The sequence below is a fragment of the Roseovarius mucosus genome, from assembly GCF_002080415.1.
GTDB lineage: Bacteria > Pseudomonadota > Alphaproteobacteria > Rhodobacterales > Rhodobacteraceae > Roseovarius > Roseovarius mucosus_A.
In genome coordinates, this window is record NZ_CP020474.1 from 221,036 (window position 1) to 234,891 (window position 13,856).

Genomic DNA, 13,856 nt, shown 5'->3' on the forward strand with positions numbered 1-13,856 from the left:
TCCGGTTCAATGCGAGGTTTCGGCAAGTTGCGTCGTGGTCTGCGCCATCGCCTGTGCCGTCTCAACGTTGGAAATCAGCGCCTCAACCGAGGGGCCGGTGATATCGGTCACAAGCCGGGGATAGACCCCAAGCAACAGCGTCATCACCACCAGCGGCGCAAAAATTGCCCGCTCGCGTTTGGTCATATCGGTGATCGTGCGCAGGCTCTCCTTGATCAGGTCGCCCATCACCACCCGGCGATAAAGCCAGAGCGCATAGGCCGCCGACAGGATCACACCCGATGTGGCCACCGCCGCAACCCAAGTATTGACCTGAAACACACCCACAAGCGTCAAGAATTCACCCACAAAGCCAGAGGTGCCCGGCAGGCCCACATTCGCCATGGTGAAGAACATGAAGATCAGCGCATACGCGGGCATCCGGTTCACCAGACCGCCATAGGCGTCAATCTCGCGCGTGTGCATCCGGTCATAAATCACGCCGACGCAAAGAAAGAGCGCGCCCGAGATAAAGCCGTGGCTCAGCATCTGGAAAATCGCCCCATCCACGCCCTGCTGATTGGCCGCGAAAATCCCCATGGTCACGTAACCCATATGCGCCACCGACGAATAGGCGATCAGCTTTTTCATATCGGACTGCGCCAGCGCCACCAGCGAGGTATAGACAATGGCAATGGCACTCATCCACAGCACCAGTGGCGTCAGCACCTCAGCCCCCACCGGGAACATCGGCAGGCTAAAGCGCAAGAACCCATAGCCGCCCATCTTCAAGAGGATCGCCGCCAGCACAACCGACCCGGCGGTCGGCGCCTGCACGTGGGCATCCGGCAACCAGGTATGCACCGGCCACATCGGCATCTTGACCGCAAAGCTGGCAAAGAACGCCAGGAACATCAGCGTCTGCATCCCGCCAATCACCTGAACTCCGAGGATCGAGAATGTCTCGCTCTCGAATTCATGCTTGAGCAAGGCCACGATATCCGTGGTGCCCGCATCCGAGAACATCGCCACCATCGCCACCAACATCAGCACAGAACCAAGGAAGGTGTAGAGGAAGAACTTGAACGAGGCGTAAATCCGTTCCTTGCCGCCCCAGATCCCGATGATCAGGAACATCGGGATCAGCCCCGCCTCAAAGAAGAGGTAAAAGAGCACCAGATCCAGCGCCATGAACACGCCCAGCATGAGCGTTTCCAAAAGCAAGAAGGCGATCATGTATTCTTTGACGCGCGTAGTCACACCCCACGACGCCGCGATAGTCAGAGGCATCATGAAGGTTGTGAGCATCACGAACAGAACACTGATCCCGTCCACGCCCATCTTGTATTTCAGGCCCAAAAGCCACTCGCGCTCTTCAACGAACTGAAACCCGGTATTGGAGGCGTCAAAATCAAACAGGATAAACAGCGACACGACAAATGTCAGCGTGGTGGCAATCAACGCCACCCATTTGGCATTGCGCTGTGCCGCCTCATCCGAACCACGCAGGAACACCGCAAGAATGGCCGCCGCGACCGCCGGGATGAAGGTCACAATGGAAAGCAGGTTGTCCATCAGTTGGCTCCCCCGAAGATCGTCATCCACGTCACCAGAACCGCGATCCCGATCACCATGGCAAAGGCATAGGTAAAGATGTAGCCGGATTGCGCCCGACCGGCGAGGCGGGTGAACCATGGGATGATCCCCATTGCCACGCCATTGATCGACCCGTCGATCACATCGCCATCGCCGCGCTTCCACAACAGATGGCCAAGCGCCTTAGAGGGCCGCACGAAGAGAAAATCAAAGATCTCGTCGAAATACCACTTGTTGAGCAGAAAGAGGTAGAGCGGGCGATTTGTCTCGGCGACACGGCGTGGCATCGCCGGATCCCAGATATAGAACCAAACTGCCATCAGGAACCCGGTCAGCATCGCAACAAAGGGGCTGACCTTGACCCATTTCGGGGCATGGTGCGCGTCATCCATCACGGTATTGTCGGGATGCATGAAGATGGCCCCCTGAGGTGCCTCACCCTGACCTATGGCCGGGGCATGCGCCTCTGCCGTTTCTTCCGCGTGATCCGCAGCACCCTCTGTGCCATGCCCCTCAGACGCCTCAGCATGATGCGCCGGGATGCCAAAGAACTTGTTCACACTCTCATGGCTGCCAAAGAAACTGTTAAACCAGATCATCCCGGCAAAGACCGCGCCAAGCGCCAGCACCCCTAGGGGCACCAGCATGACCATCGGGCTTTCATGGGCGTGCTCATGTGTGTGCTTGTCGCCCCGCGCCTCGCCAAAGAACGTCAGGAACATCAGACGCCAGCTATAGAATGACGTGAACAGCGCCGCGATCACCAGCATCCAGAACGCATATCCGCCGTCCGTGCCCGCCCACGCGCTCTCGATCACCGCATCCTTGCTGAGGAACCCGGCGAAGCCGATATGTGTCAGGGGAATACCCACGCCGGTAATGGCCAGCGTGCCGATCATCATCGCCCAGAACGTATAGGGCAACTTCTTGCGCAGACCGCCATAGTTGCGCATGTCCTGTTCGTGATGCATCCCGTGGATCACGGACCCCGCGCCAAGGAACAGCATCGCCTTGAAGAACGCATGCGTGAAAAGGTGGAACATCGCCACCGAATAGACGCCCAGACCAGCCGCCACAAACATATAGCCAAGCTGAGAGCAGGTCGAATATGCGATCACGCGCTTGATGTCATTCTGCACCAGACCCACGGTTGCCGCGAAAAACGCGGTGGTGGCCCCAAGGAAGACGACAAAGGTCATCGCTTCCGGCGCGTATTCCATCAACGGCGACATGCGGCACACAAGGAACACGCCCGCCGTCACCATTGTCGCCGCGTGAATAAGGGCCGACACCGGGGTCGGGCCTTCCATCGCGTCCGGCAACCAGGTGTGCAGGAACAGCTGCGCCGATTTACCCATTGCGCCGATGAACAGCAACACGGCAATCAGATTGGCCGCATTCCACTCTGTCCACAGGAACGTCAATTGCGTCTCTGCCAGCATGGGCGCTGCGGCAAAGATATCATCGAACTTGATCGAGTCCGTCAGAAAGTAAATCGCCATGATCCCAAGGGCAAAGCCGAAATCACCTACCCGGTTGACCACAAACGCCTTGATCGCCGCGGCATTGGCGCTCGGCTTGCGAAAGTAAAAGCCGATGAGCAGGTAAGAGGCAACGCCCACACCCTCCCAGCCAAAGAACATCTGAAGCAGGTTGTCCGACGTGACCAGCATCAGCATCGCGAATGTAAAGAACGACAGATACGCAAAAAAGCGGGGCCGATAGCTCTCGTTCTCGCGGAAATTCTCGTCATGCGCCATGTAGCCCATGGAATACAGATGCACGAGCGCCGAGACGGTGGTGATCACGATCAACATGATCGCGGTCAGCCGGTCCATCCGAATGGCCCAAGCCGTATCCAGCGTGCCCGATTGCACCCAATCAAGCAGATGCACCTGATGCATGACCCCGTCATGCCCCAGAAACACGATCCAGCTCAGGATACAGGACAGAAACAGCAGGCCCGTCGTCAGCCATTGTGCGCCCTTGTCACCCAGGATGCGCCAGCCAAAACCCGCAAGGAGCGCGCCCACGAGAGGCGCGAAGAGGAGAATGGTTTCCATGGCTTCAGCCTTTCATCACATTGGCATCTTCGACAGCAATCGTGCCGCGATTGCGGAAGAAACAAACGAGGATCGCAAGGCCAATCGCGGCCTCTGCGGCGGCAACGGTCAACACGAAAAGCGTGAACACCTGCCCCACCATATCGCCCAGATGCGACGAAAACGCCACAAGGTTGATATTCACCGAAAGCAGCATAAGTTCGATAGACATCAACAGGATGATGACATTCTTGCGGTTCAGGAAAAGGCCAAAGATACCGATGACGAACAGCGCTGCCGCCACCGTCAGATAATGTTCAAGTCCGATCATCGTTTCACCCTCTGACCCTCAATCTTCTTCTTTTCATGATGCGCAGGATGAAAAATCCCAGCACCATCTTTACACTCCAGATCGCGGCCAACCCCGCCAGCCCGAGGGCTGACACCGCATGATGCAGCAGATCCGCCATTACAGCCCCTGCCCCGGTTTCACATCCCGCAGTTCCATGGCTTTGGCCGGATCACGGTACATCTGCGCCAGCACATCCTGCCGTTTGACATCCGTGCGATGCCGCAGCGTAAGCACAATCGCCCCGATCATCGCCACCAACAGGATCAGACCCGAAAGCTGGAACAGGATGAAATAGGTATCATAGAGCAAGAGGCCCAAAGCGGCGGTATTCTCAACCCCTTCGGGTGTCACCGCGCGGCGCGCCGCCTCGGCCCCATCCGCCATTTCCCAATTGCCGAACGCCAGCCCGAATTGCATGAGCAGGATCACCCCGATCAGCAGTGCCAAGGGCATGTATTTCGCCATTTCCGCCTTCAACTCGGCGAAATCGACGTCAAGCATCATCACCACGAACAAGAACAGCACCGCGACCGCGCCCACATAGACGATAATGAGCAGCATCGCCACGAACTCTGCCCCCAAAAGCACGAAAAGCCCCGCAGCGCTGATGAACGACAGGATCAGCCAGAGCACCGAATGCACCGGGTTGCGGCTGATCACGGTCATCAACCCGCCGGTCAGCAGCGACACCGCAAAGAGATAAAAGGCCATGGCCGCAAACGTCATTTGTCTTTTCCTTCTTTATCGCCCTGGTCCATGACCTCGCGGGCGAAATCCATGGCGCGCGTCATCGAGGGGATGCCGGCGAACATCGCCATCTGCGCAATGGTCTCGGCAATCTCGTCACGGGTTGCCCCGGCCTCCAGCGCATGGCGCACGGTCATGCGGATTTGCGTGTCACTCTGCGCCCCCAGCATCGTCAGCCCGGCAAGGGTCAAGAGCAGGCGCGTCTTGGCATCCAGCCCCTCCTTGTTCAACCCCTTGCCAAAGCTCATTTCCATGAAATCCTTGGGCATGGTTGGCCACAGCGTTTCGAACCCTTTGGGCGAAAAGGATTCAAGCGCCGGATTGAGCGCCTTGGCCATTTCCTGAGCCTGACGCATCATCATCTCGAAGGGGTTGCTGGGATCGCTCATCGGTAGGGTGCATCCATCTCTAGGTTGCGGGCAATCTCGGCCTCCCAACGGTCGCCGTTCGCCAAGAGCCGCGCCTTGTCATAGAACAACTCTTCGCGGGTCTCGGTGGCAAACTCGAAATTCGGCCCTTCGACGATAGCATCAACCGGGCAGGCCTCTTGGCAGAAGCCGCAATAGATGCATTTCGTCATGTCGATGTCATAGCGCGTGGTCCGGCGGCTGCCGTCGTCGCGCGGCTCTGCATCAATGGTGATGGCCTGTGCGGGGCAAATGGCCTCGCACAGCTTGCACGCGATACAGCGCTCTTCCCCATTGGGATAGCGGCGCAACGCATGCTCTCCGCGAAAGCGCGGCGACAGCGGCCCCTTTTCATGCGGATAGTTGAGCGTGGCCTTGGGCGCGAAAAAGTATTTCAGCCCCAGCTTGAACCCTTTGAAGAAGTCGGAGAGCAGGAAATACCCCGCCGCACGGCCGTAATCTATCTTGGTCATGGATCAGCCTCCAATCGCCCAGCGGGCCCAAAAGCCGCCCAGCACTTCGAATTTCGCAAGAAACGCCACGATCACCACCCAGCCCAAGGACATGGGCAGGAACACTTTCCAACCGATCCGCATAAGCTGATCGTAGCGGTAGCGCGGCGTGATCGCCTTGACCATGGCGAAGAGGAAGAAGAAAAACGCCATCTTGCCAATCATCCACAGCACGCCATCCGGCAGGCCCGGAATGGGCGACAGCCAGCCGCCGAAAAACAGCAGGCTCATCAATGCGCACATCAGGAAAATCGCGATATATTCCCCCGCCATGAACAAAAGGAACGGCGTCGAGGAATATTCCACCTGATAGCCAGCCACCAACTCGGATTCCGCCTCAGGCAGGTCGAACGGCGGGCGGTTGGTCTCGGCTAATGCGCTGATAAAGAACAGGAACACCATCGGCAAATGCGGCAGCCAATACCAGCCAAAGAACCCATAGGCCGTATCCTGCGCACCCACGATGGCACTGAAGTTAAGCGATCCGGTCGAAATAATCACACCAATGATGATCAAGCCCAGCGACACCTCATAGGAAATCATCTGCGCAGCAGAGCGCAAAGAGCCGAGGAATGGGTATTTGGAGTTTGACGCCCAGCCCCCCATGATCACGCCATAAACCTCAAGCGAGGACACCGCGAAAACAAAGAGCACCGCCACGTTGATATCCGACAGCACCCAGCCTTCATTCATCGGAATAACGGCCCAAGCCAGCACCGCCAGAACGAAACTCGTCATCGGGGCCAGCATGAACACGGCCTTGTCGGCCCCCGCCGGAACCACGACCTCTTTGACCACGTATTTCAGCGCATCCGCCACCGTCTGCAACAGGCCCCAGGTGCCCACGACGTTCGGACCCCGGCGCATCTGCACGGCGGCCCAGATCTTGCGGTCGCCATAGACAAGGAACAAGAGCGAGACCATGACAAAGCCCACCACCGCAAGGCATTGTGCCAGGATGATCACGAAGGTTCCCAGCGGGGTTGTAAAGAATTCAGCCATCAGGTCCTCACACCATCGGTATTCCGTTTTCCGCACAATTGGCGGCGACGACTTCGGCGTCGATTGTCAGTAGTCCTCGGGGCAGCGCCGCCGAGATCGTATAAACCGCATCGCCCTGCCAGATGCCAGCCTCTTCCGAGACGCTTGTGCGCAGGTGGCGCGCAAAGCCGTAACCCCGGATCAGCGCATATTGCGCAGCGGCGCATTCGGCATAGCGTTCAACGTCGAGGGCATCGCGCGCACCACGCATGGACACGTGGAAATTCACCAAATCCCCATCCAAGAGCCGCGTCTCGATCCCCTGATAGTCAGGTGCAAAGGGCACAGGGGATGCACTCTCTGCGCAGCCCGCCAGCCCAAGCGCCACAGGCGATATGAGGGCCATGACCATCCTCACTCTGCCGCCATCGGTTGCGTGCCACGCGCCTTGGCATTGGCACTCAATTCCGCCATCAGCTCGCTCGCGCGGGCAATCGGGTTGGTTAGGTAGAAATCCGCAATCGCCAACCGGAAATCAGCCTTGCCAAGCGCGGATGTTTCCAGCGGTTGCCAGTCATTCGCGGGCACCTGATCCACCTTCTTGAGATGCGGCACCGCCTTGACCAGCGCCTGACGCAACTGCGCGATGCTGTCATAGGGCAGAACCGCGCCCAATTCGCCACTCAGCGCCCGAAGAATGGCCCAGTTTTCCTTGGCGTCACCGGGGGCAAAACCGGCGCGCAACGCCAATTGCGGGCGACCTTCGGTATTGACGAACAGCCCCTGCTCCTCGGTATAGGCAGCGCCCGGCAGGATCACATCGGCGCGATGCGCGCCGCGATCACCATGGCTGCCCTGATAGATCACCAACGGCCCCGCCGCGATATCAACCTCATCCGCCCCAAGGTTATAGATCACATCGGCGCCGTCGATTGCGGCCTCTAGCCCACCCTCGGTCACAGCGCCCACATCCATCGCACCAACACGCCCGGCCGCAGTATGCAGCACGAGCATCCGGCCAGACAGCGCCATCGCCGCAGCCAGCACCGCCGCGCCATCGTCCTCGCGCAGTGCGCCCATGCCGACGATGACAATCGTATCCTCAGGCACGCTCAGCCCGCCAAGCGCGGCACGATCCGTGCCCGCATGGGTGTAGTCATAGGTAAGATCAACCTTGGGGCCAACCAGCGTGATATTGGCCCCCTTGATCCACGCCTTGCGCAAACGCGCATTCAGCACCGGCGCTTCAACCCGAGGATCGGTGCCAATCAGCACCACATTCTTGGCCGTATCAAGATCCTCGATACGGACATTCCCAACATAGCCGCTGCGATTGCCTGCGGGCAGACGGGCACTGTCAGTGCGGCATTCCACATGGCCACCCTGCCCCTCGATCAACGCCTTGAGCGCAAAGGCCGCCTCGACCGGCACAAGATCGCCCACCAAACCGGCCAGTTTCTTGGCCCCCTTGATGGCACCTGCCACCTTGGCCAAGGCCTCGGGCCATGTGGCCACCCGCAGCTTGCCATTCTCCCGGATATAGGGCCGGTCCAGGCGCTGACGCCGCAACCCGTCCCAGACAAACCGTGTCTTGTCGGAAATCCATTCCTCGTTCACGCCGTCATGATTGCGCGGCAGGATGCGCATCACCTCGCGCCCCTTGCAATCAACGCGGATATTGCTGCCAAGCGCGTCCATCACGTCGATGGTCTCGGTCTTGGTCAATTCCCACGGGCGCGCGGTAAAGGCATAAGGCTTGCTTACAAGCGCCCCCACCGGACACAGGTCGATGATATTGCCCTGCAAATTGCTATTGAGCGTTTGACCCAGATAGCTGGTGATCTCGGCATCTTCACCGCGCCCGGTCTGGCCCATCTGCATGATGCCGGCCACCTCAGAGGTGAAGCGCACACAGCGCGTGCAAGAGATGCAGCGCGTCATATGGGTCTCGACCAGCGGGCCAAGATCAAGATCCTCGCTCGCCCGCTTGGGTTCGCGGTAGCGGCTGAAATCAACGCCATAGGCCATGGCCTGATCCTGCAAGTCGCACTCGCCGCCCTGATCGCAGATCGGGCAATCCAGCGGGTGGTTGATAAGCAGAAACTCCATCACCCCCTCGCGGGCCTTCTTGACCATGGGGCTGTTGGTCTTGACCACCGGCGGCGTGCCATCCGGGCCGGGCCGCAGATCCTTGACCTGCATGGCACAGCTTGCGGCCGGTTTCGGCGGCCCGCCCACGACCTCGACCAGACACATCCGGCAATTCCCAGCAATCGACAGACGCTCGTGATAGCAAAAACGCGGCACTTCGACCCCGGCCTGTTCACAAGCCTGAATGAGGGTCATTGCGCCCTCGACCTCGATCTCTTGATCGTCGATGATGATCTTGCGTAGGTCAGCCATGGTATCTCACTTTGCTTTCAGAAACTTGCCGATCGGGCTCTGTTTCGCGATTTCTGCTCGGCCAAGGTCGCACAGACTCGGGCCGTCATTGGGCATCGCCCCCATCGACCGGATATAGTCGTCACTGCGCCCGCGTATCTTTCTCTTCTCGGCTTTGTCCGAGATATAGGCGTCAATCTCGGCCTCGGTGTAACCGCGCGACTGCGCCTCGGCTTTGAGCGCGCGCATATAAGAAATCGCGGTCATAACCCGTGGCGAGATGTCAGCACAGCGTTTGCGGATTTCATCGGCGACCGCCATGTAAAACAGGCCCTGATTGATATCGGCCTCTTGCGCCAGCGATCCGGCACGCACAGCGGCCACGCCGCTCGAAACACCCAGACCAAGGCTTAGGACAAAAGACAGGATCATACGCATCAGATCATTCCTTTCATATCAGTGCAGGCGCAGGCCATCACGGCACGCCCATCTGCATCGCAGATGGGTCCGATGCCGCCTGCTATGCAATAGCAAGCGTGGCAAACCCCTGATATGAAACGGTTTATGACCATATGATACAGCGTCCCCTCACCGATACCGTATCCCCGGAACGCGCATAGACAGGCCCTTCTGCACCCGCAGGAACGCCAATCCATTCAATCTCAGACGTGCCGAAATTATCCAGACAATAGCGCGTCGCCTCATAAAGCGCCGCTTGCTGTGCGCCTTCGACCCCACGACCGGCCCGCCGCACAAAGGCGGTGAAATTGCGTCGGTCTTCCTTTTCGGCCCGCGCCTTGCCGGGGTAATAGTTGCCGTTGAACAGCACACGCTCTTCGCGCTGGGCACAGCCTGTCAGCAGGACGATAGCTAAACAGACGAGCCCCACTCCGCGATATGATGCAAAGGCTCTCATTGCGTTTGAACCCTGCAATACGGCGCAAGACAGACTATCAAAACCATGCTCTGTCTCCCGCAACATAGGTTTCTTCAAACTCTTCATCCGATTTCAAGAGGTAAATAATGAACTCGATAAACGAGATGATCCGCACAACTCCAAAGGGTATCCACAAAAGGAATATCCCAGGGAAAAAACACAGTAGCATGATCACTCCAGCACCGGTCTTCCCAAGATAAAACTTGTGAATGCCCATGAAGCCAAGAAAGAAAGCCAGAAGCGCTGCTGTTATTCGGCTTTTCTCGCCACTCGATGAAGAGGTGCGCGCACCCAACATGATCGACGTCGCAAACTCACCATTTGGCACGAAGTCAACTGCTGTTCCCTTGGTCAGCTTCTTTGCGTTGTCGCGAAAGGATGCACCCCGAAACTTATACCTCACGCCATCGGCGCCGCTGATATAGCCTTTTGCCGTCTTAGGGTTGTAGGCGAGGATCTTGCCTTCCATCACACGTTCCTCATTCCGCCGCCACTGCGCTGACGCGACCGGTGCGTTTGGCCTTGATCCGGTCCTCGATCTCGTCGCGGAAGTTGCGGATAAGGCCCTGAATGGGCCACGCCGCCGCATCGCCAAGCGCGCAGATTGTGTGGCCCTCAACCTGCTTGGTCACGTCAAGCAGCATGTCGATTTCCTCGACCTCCGCCTCGCCCCGAACCAGACGATCCATGACCCGCATCATCCAGCCGGTGCCCTCCCGGCAGGGCGTGCACTGTCCACAGCTTTCATGCTTGTAGAATTTCGAGAGCCGCCAGATCGCCTTGATCATATCGGTCGATTTATCCATCACGATCACCGCTGCGGTGCCAAGGCCCGACCGCTGCTCGCGCAGGTAATCAAAATCCATGATCGCCTCGCGCATGAATTCGCCGCGAATACAGGGCACAGACGACCCGCCGGGAATAACCGCCTTGAGGTTGTCCCAACCGCCGCGAATGCCGCCGCAATGTTTCTCGATCAATTCCTCGAACGTGATCGACATGGCCTCTTCAACCACGCAGGGGTTATTCACATGTCCCGAAATCGCAAAAAGCTTGGTGCCCGAATTGTTGGGTCGGCCAAAGCCTGAAAACCACTCTGGCCCGCGCCGCAGGATTGTGGGCACCACCGCAATCGATTCCACATTGTTCACCGTCGTCGGGCAACCATAAAGACCCGCCCCCGCCGGGAACGGCGGCTTCATCCGGGGCATGCCCTTCTTGCCCTCAAGGCTTTCAAGCAGGGCCGTTTCCTCGCCACAGATATAGGCGCCCGCGCCATGATGCAGGTAGATGTCGAAATCCCAGCCGGATTTGCAGGCGTTCTTGCCCACCAGACCGGCGGCATAAGCCTCGTCAATCGCGGTCTGGAGCGCCTCTTTCTCGCGTATATATTCGCCGCGAATATAGATATAGCAGGCATGCGCATTCATCGCGAAGGACGCGATCAAACACCCTTCGATCAGCGTATGGGGATCATGGCGCATGATCTCGCGGTCTTTGCAGGTGCCCGGCTCGGATTCATCCGCATTCACCACCAGATAGGATGGCCGCCCGTCGCTTTCCTTGGGCATGAACGACCATTTCAGGCCCGTTGGAAAGCCCGCGCCGCCGCGCCCGCGCAGCCCGCTGGCCTTCATCTGGTTCACGATCCAGTCACGCCCGTTCTGCAATATCTTGGCCGTGCCATCCCAATGCCCACGCGCCAAGGCCCCCTTGAGGCTGCGATCATGCATCCCGTAGAGATTGGTAAAGATACGGTCCTGGTCCTTGAGCATTCCGCTACCCCTGATTATCCCGGCGCAAGCGCCAGATTTGATAAGTCACCACCAACGCCCAGATAAAGGCGGCGATGGCGGCCAGATCGAACAGAAAGACGAACCGGATCGGCCATCCCATCTGCGCGCCCAGCCATTGCGCCGCCATCCAGATCAGCATGGTCGCCGCAATCACCACACCCACGGTGCGGCCCTTGCGTGCCATTTGCCTGTCTCTGTCTTGCCCGCGCATCGCTTGCATCATTCCTCGTAAACGCCGCCATGTGCGACGCGATTGGAAAACTCTGTCTCGCCTCCTGCGGCGAGAATCTTGGCCTGTTCGACCCAATTGTCCCGGCTGACCCGGCCCTTGAACCCTTTAAGGTTCTGATCGACCCACGCAACCTCTGCTGCCGACCAGCCCGCGATCTGGTCAAAGTGATAAAAGCCCAGTTCGTGACACAGTACTTCAAGTTTGGGCCCTACGCCCTTGATCTGCTTGAGATCATCCGCCGCACCATCACGCGGGGCCGCAAGCGCCGCAGGCTTCGTGCCCTCTGCATCTGCCTCTGCTTCCACCTCAACCGGTGCCGCCGCCACACTCACAGACGCCGATTGCGCCGGAGAGGCCACCGGAGAGGCGGCAGGTGCTGGGGCCTCCTCCTCGACATCCGGCGCCTTGTAGCCGGTAATCCCCGTCATATCCCGCAACGTCGCCTCGACATCCCGCACCTCGATCCCGCGATCCCCAGCGTTATAGCCGGTGCAGACCAGACCGGTGATGACCAGACCAAAGAACACCGCAAAGGCCAGCCCCAACAAAAGCGCGGCAAAGAACCCAACCGCTCCGGATGTGGACCAGATCACCAGAACCCCAGACAAGAGCGCGAGGCCCCAGCTTATGATCTGGCAAGTGCTCAGTTTCGACGTATCAGACATGACAGTTACCCCCTGTTGTGTTCAGCCAGGCGTATTCAGTAGACGCCACCTTTCTTGGCCCGGGCAGAGAACTCCGTCTCCTTGCCGTCAGCCAACAATCTTGCCTGCTCAACCCAGTTGTCCCGGCTGACCCGCCCCTTGAAACCCTCAAGGTTCTGATCGACCCAACTGATCTCTTCCTCCGTCCATTTTGCGATCTGGTCAAAGTGGTAAAAACCCATGCTGTGCAAAAGCTGCTCCAGCTTGGGGCCGACACCTTTGATCATCTTCAGATCATCCGCGCCACTCTTGCGCGGTGCGCTCAGCACTTTGGGCTTTTTGCCCGGCGTGGGCTCGGCCCCGGCCTTCACGGGCTTGGCCGCCGGTTCAACCGCTGGCTTCGCCGTCGGTGTGGCCTGTGCCTCGGCCTTTGTGGCTCCGGTGGCATCCGCAGGCGTGGCAGGGGAAACCTTGGTCACAATGGCCACAGGCTCTGCGTTCTGCTTGACGGCTGATGGCGCGGGCTTGTGCATCGCGCCCTTGTCACGCCAGGGTGTCAACAGCGGCACCTCAGTCCCATCAATCCGCTTGACCGTATCGCCAATATCAACCGCCGCTTGCACGCTGGCATTATACTGTGCGCGGCCACTGTCAAAATCCTTGAGGCTGGTCAGCCCCGATTTCGGCTCGGCGGCATAGCGGCCATTCTGCGGCCCCGGCACAGGCACCTTGCCTGCCGCCAATTCGTCGATAATCTCGGCAAAGCGCGCGGCGGTCAGATCCTCGTAATAATCCTTGCCGATCTGCGCCATAGGCGCATTGGCACAGGCCCCAAGGCATTCCACCTCTTCCCAGGAAAACTTGCCATCCGCCGACAGATCAAACGCCTTGGGCGCTATTTTGTCTTTGCATACGGCAATCAGATCCTCGGCACCGCAGATCATACAGGTGGTGGTGCCGCAAATCTGGAAATGTGCCACGCTGCCCACGGGCTGCAACTGGAACATGAAATAGAACGTCGCCACCTCAAGGGCGCGGATGTAATCCATCGCCAGCATGTCAGCCACATGCTCGATTGCCGGACGGCTCAGCCAGCCCTCCTGCTCCTGCGCGCGCCACAAAAGCGGGATGATCGCGCTGGCCTGACGACCCTCGGGATATTTGCTGATCTGCCCCTCGGCCCAGGCCTGATTGGCGGGGCTAAAGGCAAAACTCTCGGGCTGTTGATGATAGAGACGACGTAGCATTC

17 protein-coding genes are annotated in these 13,856 nt (G+C 58.9%); all 17 read right to left on the minus strand.

Annotated features, from left to right (window positions below; genetic code table 11):
* Positions 1-6: 6 nt before the first annotated feature.
* Complete coding sequence (locus ROSMUCSMR3_RS01080) at positions 7-1,554, minus strand: NADH-quinone oxidoreductase subunit M (RefSeq protein WP_081506174.1); 1,548 nt, start codon at positions 1,552-1,554, stop codon at positions 7-9.
* Entirely contained in the window at positions 1,554-3,638 is a 2,085-nt protein-coding gene (gene nuoL / locus ROSMUCSMR3_RS01085; RefSeq protein WP_008280982.1) for an NADH-quinone oxidoreductase subunit L, read from the minus strand. Before nuoL ends, ROSMUCSMR3_RS01080 begins: the two co-directional genes overlap by 1 nt.
* 4 nt (positions 3,639-3,642) lie before the next feature.
* Positions 3,643-3,948: an NADH-quinone oxidoreductase subunit NuoK gene (gene nuoK / locus ROSMUCSMR3_RS01090; RefSeq protein ID WP_008280983.1), complete on the minus strand. Its 306-nt coding sequence runs from the start codon at positions 3,946-3,948 to the stop codon at positions 3,643-3,645.
* A gap of 4 nt (positions 3,949-3,952) precedes the next feature.
* Entirely contained in the window at positions 3,953-4,087 is a 135-nt protein-coding gene (locus ROSMUCSMR3_RS21770; RefSeq protein WP_008280984.1) for a hypothetical protein, read from the minus strand.
* Entirely contained in the window at positions 4,087-4,695 is a 609-nt protein-coding gene (locus tag ROSMUCSMR3_RS01095; protein WP_008280985.1) for an NADH-quinone oxidoreductase subunit J, read from the minus strand. Before ROSMUCSMR3_RS01095 ends, ROSMUCSMR3_RS21770 begins: the two co-directional genes overlap by 1 nt.
* Entirely contained in the window at positions 4,692-5,105 is a 414-nt protein-coding gene (locus tag ROSMUCSMR3_RS01100; protein WP_008280986.1) for a carboxymuconolactone decarboxylase family protein, read from the minus strand. Before ROSMUCSMR3_RS01100 ends, ROSMUCSMR3_RS01095 begins: the two co-directional genes overlap by 4 nt.
* Positions 5,102-5,596, minus strand: a complete 495-nt coding sequence (gene nuoI / locus ROSMUCSMR3_RS01105) for an NADH-quinone oxidoreductase subunit NuoI (protein ID WP_008280987.1) — start codon at positions 5,594-5,596, stop codon at positions 5,102-5,104. The genes ROSMUCSMR3_RS01100 and nuoI overlap by 4 nt, the downstream gene beginning before the upstream one ends.
* A gap of 3 nt (positions 5,597-5,599) precedes the next feature.
* Entirely contained in the window at positions 5,600-6,637 is a 1,038-nt protein-coding gene (gene nuoH / locus ROSMUCSMR3_RS01110) for an NADH-quinone oxidoreductase subunit NuoH (protein WP_008280988.1), read from the minus strand.
* 7 nt (positions 6,638-6,644) lie between these two features.
* Positions 6,645-7,028: a hypothetical protein gene (locus ROSMUCSMR3_RS01115; protein WP_081506175.1), complete on the minus strand. Its 384-nt coding sequence runs from the start codon at positions 7,026-7,028 to the stop codon at positions 6,645-6,647.
* 2 nt (positions 7,029-7,030) lie between these two features.
* Positions 7,031-9,019: an NADH-quinone oxidoreductase subunit NuoG gene (gene nuoG, locus ROSMUCSMR3_RS01120; protein ID WP_081506176.1), complete on the minus strand. Its 1,989-nt coding sequence runs from the start codon at positions 9,017-9,019 to the stop codon at positions 7,031-7,033.
* Positions 9,020-9,025: 6 nt separating this feature from the next.
* Positions 9,026-9,436, minus strand: a complete 411-nt coding sequence (locus ROSMUCSMR3_RS01125) for a DUF5333 domain-containing protein (protein WP_237183507.1) — start codon at positions 9,434-9,436, stop codon at positions 9,026-9,028.
* A 124-nt stretch (positions 9,437-9,560) separates the two neighbouring features.
* Positions 9,561-9,887, minus strand: a complete 327-nt coding sequence (locus tag ROSMUCSMR3_RS01130) for a hypothetical protein (RefSeq protein WP_237183508.1) — start codon at positions 9,885-9,887, stop codon at positions 9,561-9,563.
* A gap of 64 nt (positions 9,888-9,951) precedes the next feature.
* Positions 9,952-10,404 (minus strand): TM2 domain-containing protein, encoded by a 453-nt coding sequence (locus ROSMUCSMR3_RS21550; RefSeq protein ID WP_081506178.1) that lies wholly within the window; start codon positions 10,402-10,404, stop codon positions 9,952-9,954.
* A gap of 10 nt (positions 10,405-10,414) precedes the next feature.
* The gene (gene nuoF / locus ROSMUCSMR3_RS01140; RefSeq protein WP_008280993.1) at positions 10,415-11,710 is read right to left on the minus strand and encodes an NADH-quinone oxidoreductase subunit NuoF; all 1,296 of its coding nucleotides are present in this window, start codon (positions 11,708-11,710) and stop codon (positions 10,415-10,417) included.
* Between the two features lie 4 nt (positions 11,711-11,714).
* Positions 11,715-11,954: a DUF5337 domain-containing protein gene (locus tag ROSMUCSMR3_RS01145; RefSeq protein WP_008280994.1), complete on the minus strand. Its 240-nt coding sequence runs from the start codon at positions 11,952-11,954 to the stop codon at positions 11,715-11,717.
* On the minus strand, positions 11,951-12,628 hold the full coding sequence (locus ROSMUCSMR3_RS21845; RefSeq protein WP_008280995.1) for an NADH:ubiquinone oxidoreductase: 678 nt from the start codon (positions 12,626-12,628) through the stop codon (positions 11,951-11,953). Before ROSMUCSMR3_RS21845 ends, ROSMUCSMR3_RS01145 begins: the two co-directional genes overlap by 4 nt.
* Before the next feature lie 35 nt (positions 12,629-12,663).
* Complete coding sequence (locus ROSMUCSMR3_RS01155; RefSeq protein WP_008280996.1) at positions 12,664-13,854, minus strand: NADH-quinone oxidoreductase subunit E; 1,191 nt, start codon at positions 13,852-13,854, stop codon at positions 12,664-12,666.
* Positions 13,855-13,856 lie beyond the last annotated feature (2 nt).

Bases quoted from the DNA above. Each gene is read 5' to 3' on its own strand.
- ROSMUCSMR3_RS21550 (WP_081506178.1), bottom strand. From the start codon at position 10,404: ATGGAAGGCAAGATCCTCGCCTACAACCCTAAGACGGCAAAAGGCTAT.
- ROSMUCSMR3_RS01080 (WP_081506174.1), bottom strand. From the start codon at position 1,554: ATGGACAACCTGCTTTCCATTGTGACCTTCATCCCGGCGGTCGCGGCG.
- ROSMUCSMR3_RS01145 (WP_008280994.1), bottom strand. From the start codon at position 11,954: ATGATGCAAGCGATGCGCGGGCAAGACAGAGACAGGCAAATGGCACGC.
- ROSMUCSMR3_RS01115 (WP_081506175.1), bottom strand. From the start codon at position 7,028: ATGGTCATGGCCCTCATATCGCCTGTGGCGCTTGGGCTGGCGGGCTGC.
- ROSMUCSMR3_RS01125 (WP_237183507.1), bottom strand. From the start codon at position 9,436: ATGCGTATGATCCTGTCTTTTGTCCTAAGCCTTGGTCTGGGTGTTTCG.
- nuoF (WP_008280993.1), bottom strand. From the start codon at position 11,710: ATGCTCAAGGACCAGGACCGTATCTTTACCAATCTCTACGGGATGCAT.
- nuoL (WP_008280982.1), bottom strand. From the start codon at position 3,638: ATGGAAACCATTCTCCTCTTCGCGCCTCTCGTGGGCGCGCTCCTTGCG.
- ROSMUCSMR3_RS01095 (WP_008280985.1), bottom strand. From the start codon at position 4,695: ATGACGTTTGCGGCCATGGCCTTTTATCTCTTTGCGGTGTCGCTGCTG.
- ROSMUCSMR3_RS01100 (WP_008280986.1), bottom strand. From the start codon at position 5,105: ATGAGCGATCCCAGCAACCCCTTCGAGATGATGATGCGTCAGGCTCAG.
- ROSMUCSMR3_RS21845 (WP_008280995.1), bottom strand. From the start codon at position 12,628: ATGTCTGATACGTCGAAACTGAGCACTTGCCAGATCATAAGCTGGGGC.
- ROSMUCSMR3_RS21770 (WP_008280984.1), bottom strand. From the start codon at position 4,087: ATGGCGGATCTGCTGCATCATGCGGTGTCAGCCCTCGGGCTGGCGGGG.
- nuoI (WP_008280987.1), bottom strand. From the start codon at position 5,596: ATGACCAAGATAGATTACGGCCGTGCGGCGGGGTATTTCCTGCTCTCC.
- nuoG (WP_081506176.1), bottom strand. From the start codon at position 9,019: ATGGCTGACCTACGCAAGATCATCATCGACGATCAAGAGATCGAGGTC.
- nuoK (WP_008280983.1), bottom strand. From the start codon at position 3,948: ATGATCGGACTTGAACATTATCTGACGGTGGCGGCAGCGCTGTTCGTC.
- ROSMUCSMR3_RS01155 (WP_008280996.1), bottom strand. From the start codon at position 13,854: ATGCTACGTCGTCTCTATCATCAACAGCCCGAGAGTTTTGCCTTTAGC.
- nuoH (WP_008280988.1), bottom strand. From the start codon at position 6,637: ATGGCTGAATTCTTTACAACCCCGCTGGGAACCTTCGTGATCATCCTG.